This window comes from Enterobacter cloacae complex sp. 370H10, assembly GCF_050031535.1.
Taxonomy (GTDB): Bacteria; Pseudomonadota; Gammaproteobacteria; order Enterobacterales; family Enterobacteriaceae; genus Enterobacter; species Enterobacter intestinihominis.
This window is the reverse complement of record NZ_JBLGWG010000005.1, coordinates 1-2,511: the sequence shown is the minus strand read 5'-3', so window position 1 is coordinate 2,511 and position 2,511 is coordinate 1. Positions and strand designations below refer to the sequence as shown.

General features: G+C 51.8%; 3 protein-coding genes. All 3 read left to right on the top strand.

Annotated features, from left to right (window positions below; genetic code table 11):
• The first annotated feature begins 117 nt into the window (after positions 1-117).
• The 3 genes from ACQG2Q_RS26560 to ACQG2Q_RS26550 all read left to right on the top strand — a co-directional run bounded on the left by ACQG2Q_RS26560 (position 118) and on the right by ACQG2Q_RS26550 (position 1,468).
• Positions 118-261, top strand: a complete 144-nt coding sequence (locus ACQG2Q_RS26560) for a hypothetical protein (RefSeq protein WP_032610644.1) — start codon at positions 118-120, stop codon at positions 259-261.
• A 427-nt stretch (positions 262-688) separates the two neighbouring features.
• A complete protein-coding gene (locus ACQG2Q_RS26555; protein WP_021243043.1) occupies positions 689-916 on the top strand; it encodes a YgdI/YgdR family lipoprotein in 228 nt (75 codons plus the stop codon).
• Positions 917-1,282: 366 nt separating this feature from the next.
• On the top strand, positions 1,283-1,468 hold the full coding sequence (locus ACQG2Q_RS26550; RefSeq protein WP_032105038.1) for a Rop family plasmid primer RNA-binding protein: 186 nt from the start codon (positions 1,283-1,285) through the stop codon (positions 1,466-1,468).
• Positions 1,469-2,511: the final 1,043 nt, after the last annotated feature.

Here is a 2,511-nt window from a genome sequence, read left to right as displayed (position 1 = left end):
CTCCCCCGCATTCCTGCCTTTCGGTTTACCGGTGTCACTCCGCTGTTATGGCCGCGGTTTCTCATTCCACGCCTGACACTCGGTTCCGGGAAGGCAGTTCGCTCCAGGATGGACTGTATGCACGAACCCCCCGTTCAGTCCGACTGCTGCGCCTTATCCGGTAACTATCGTCTTGAGTCCAACCCGGAAAGACACGTAAAAACGCCACTGGCAGCGGCCACTGGTAAGGGGTATACAAGATTACTGGTGCAGAGTTCTTGAAGTTGACGCCTGACTGCGGCTACACTAGAAGGACAAATTTGGTGGCAGCGGTCTTGTACACCCTGTTACCACGGTTCAGAAACTTGCCGGTTTGCTGAACCTTCGAAAAACCACCTTGCCGGGTGGTTTTTTCGTTTACAGGGCAAGAGATTACGCGCGAAAAAAAAGGATCTCAAGAAGATCCTTTTATAAATTAGACATCCAACCTCACAAAGAGGAATACTTAAATCATCTTGGTATATGTATCGGTCGGATTACATCAGATATAAGCCCGCACTGCCCCCTCCCCGCCAGACACCACACTTTAACCATAACACCTCGCACCTAACTCGATATGCAGCCCACCATCAAGCCTCTTTTCACATAAAAAATGACCTATAGTTAGATGGTTAGTGACCAAAACTGATATGGATAAAAGGAGCTGGCTTTGAAAAAGATTTTTGTTTCCGTGTTCGCAGCGGCAGTTGCGCTTTCAGCCCTCACCGGCTGCACGCGCACAAGCTATGCCATACACACCAATGACGGGCGCACTATTGTCAGCGACGGCAAACCTAAAGAATCAGACTCAGGCCTGCTTGGCTATACAGACGCGAATGGTGTCAAACAGCAGATCAATAAAACCGACGTTAAAGAAGTCTCCGAAATTCCGCACTGAGCATCTTCTCCGAAAAAGGCCGCTAATGTGGCCTTTTTCTTTACCTGGGGTTCTCCGCCAAAATCCCAGCAAATTGCACCACCAAAGCTAAAAGCTTCCAGGGTTGTCTAAAAAGCACAAGACATTAGAGGAAGTGCGGTTTTTATAATCAAGCCCCCCAAGAATTTACCATAACATCCGTTGCCCGCACCGCCTCAGACGCACTCAGCGCTTTTCTGACGGAACCATGACCAAAAACCACAACAAACCACCCCGGAACCCGCCAGAAACGCTCCTGTTAAATTTTAACGGCATGCATGACTATGCACCAGAATGACGGCATGCTCTTTTCACGCAAAAATCATCACCAGACGGGGAAAATCACCAGTGACCAGACAGGAATCCGCCGCCCTCAACATGGCCAAATTTATCCGCTCACAGACACTCCTCCTCCTCGAGCGGCTCGAACAGATGGATCTGGATGAGGCTGCCGGCTGCTGTGAGCACCTGCACGATCAGGCCGAAGCACTTTACACCATGCTGAACGCACAGACAGGCGAGGAAGATGCGTGAAAATCGGTGAACGGGTGCGCAATTCAGTGCGCGGCCGTGAGGCGATGGCGGGGTGTCGGGGCGCAGCCCTGACCTGGGTATTTGTGATGCCGGCGCGTGCGCGGTATTACAAATACACATCCTGTCCTGAGTGGTTCCCCGGGAACAGGCAAAAAAAAACCGGGGAGCTGCCCGGAAGGTAAGTCAAGTTAGATTAGATTACTTTCACTCATCCATAACAGCATCATGCAACGACGACCATCGTCCGTGACGGCCGCCTCGTTTAAGTATGGACAGAAATACAGAAAATGCTCAGGACGAAATGTAATGAATGCGAACGGATTCAAGAAATTCGAGCATGACCGTCCTTACGGCCGGTTCAGTTTCAGACAAAATCTGCCGGTATGCATCCAGCATCATGGCTCCGGCATCCCCCCGGCACGCCGGAGCCAGCCCGAAACAACAGACACAAACAGGTGTCGCTCATCATCAAGAGTCATCAGGTCTCCGGAAGAAAAACCAAACATGGCTTACCTCCTGTTAACGGCAACGCAGAAGAAAGGTTTACAGGGTAGCGGGCAGGAAAATAAAAAAATTGCAGTCAGCCCGGAACGGCTGCTGAACCGGTACAGGCGGGTTCCGGGCGCAGCGCCGGACCAGTCACTCAGCGCTAGCGGAGTGTATACTGGCTAAAATGTAACACCGCAGTAACGCATAGCATAACTGCTACATAAGACAGGCGCAGAAAATGAAAGAAAACGCGTCAGGAGAAAATGTAATACAGGATATATTCCGCTTCCTCGCTCACTCACTCGCTGCGCTCGGTCGTTCGGCTGCGGCGAGCGGTACGGGCTTACGGGTGGAGCAGAAATTTCCTAGGGGATGCCAGCTAGGGGATGCCAGGAAGATACTTAGCGAAGAAGGCATAAGGCCGCGCCGAAGCCGTTTTTCCATAGGCTCCGCCCCCCTGACGAGCATCACGAAATCTGACGCTCAAATCAGTGGTGGCGAAACCCGATGCGGCTTAAAGATACCAGGCGTTTCCCCCTGATGGCTCCCTCGTG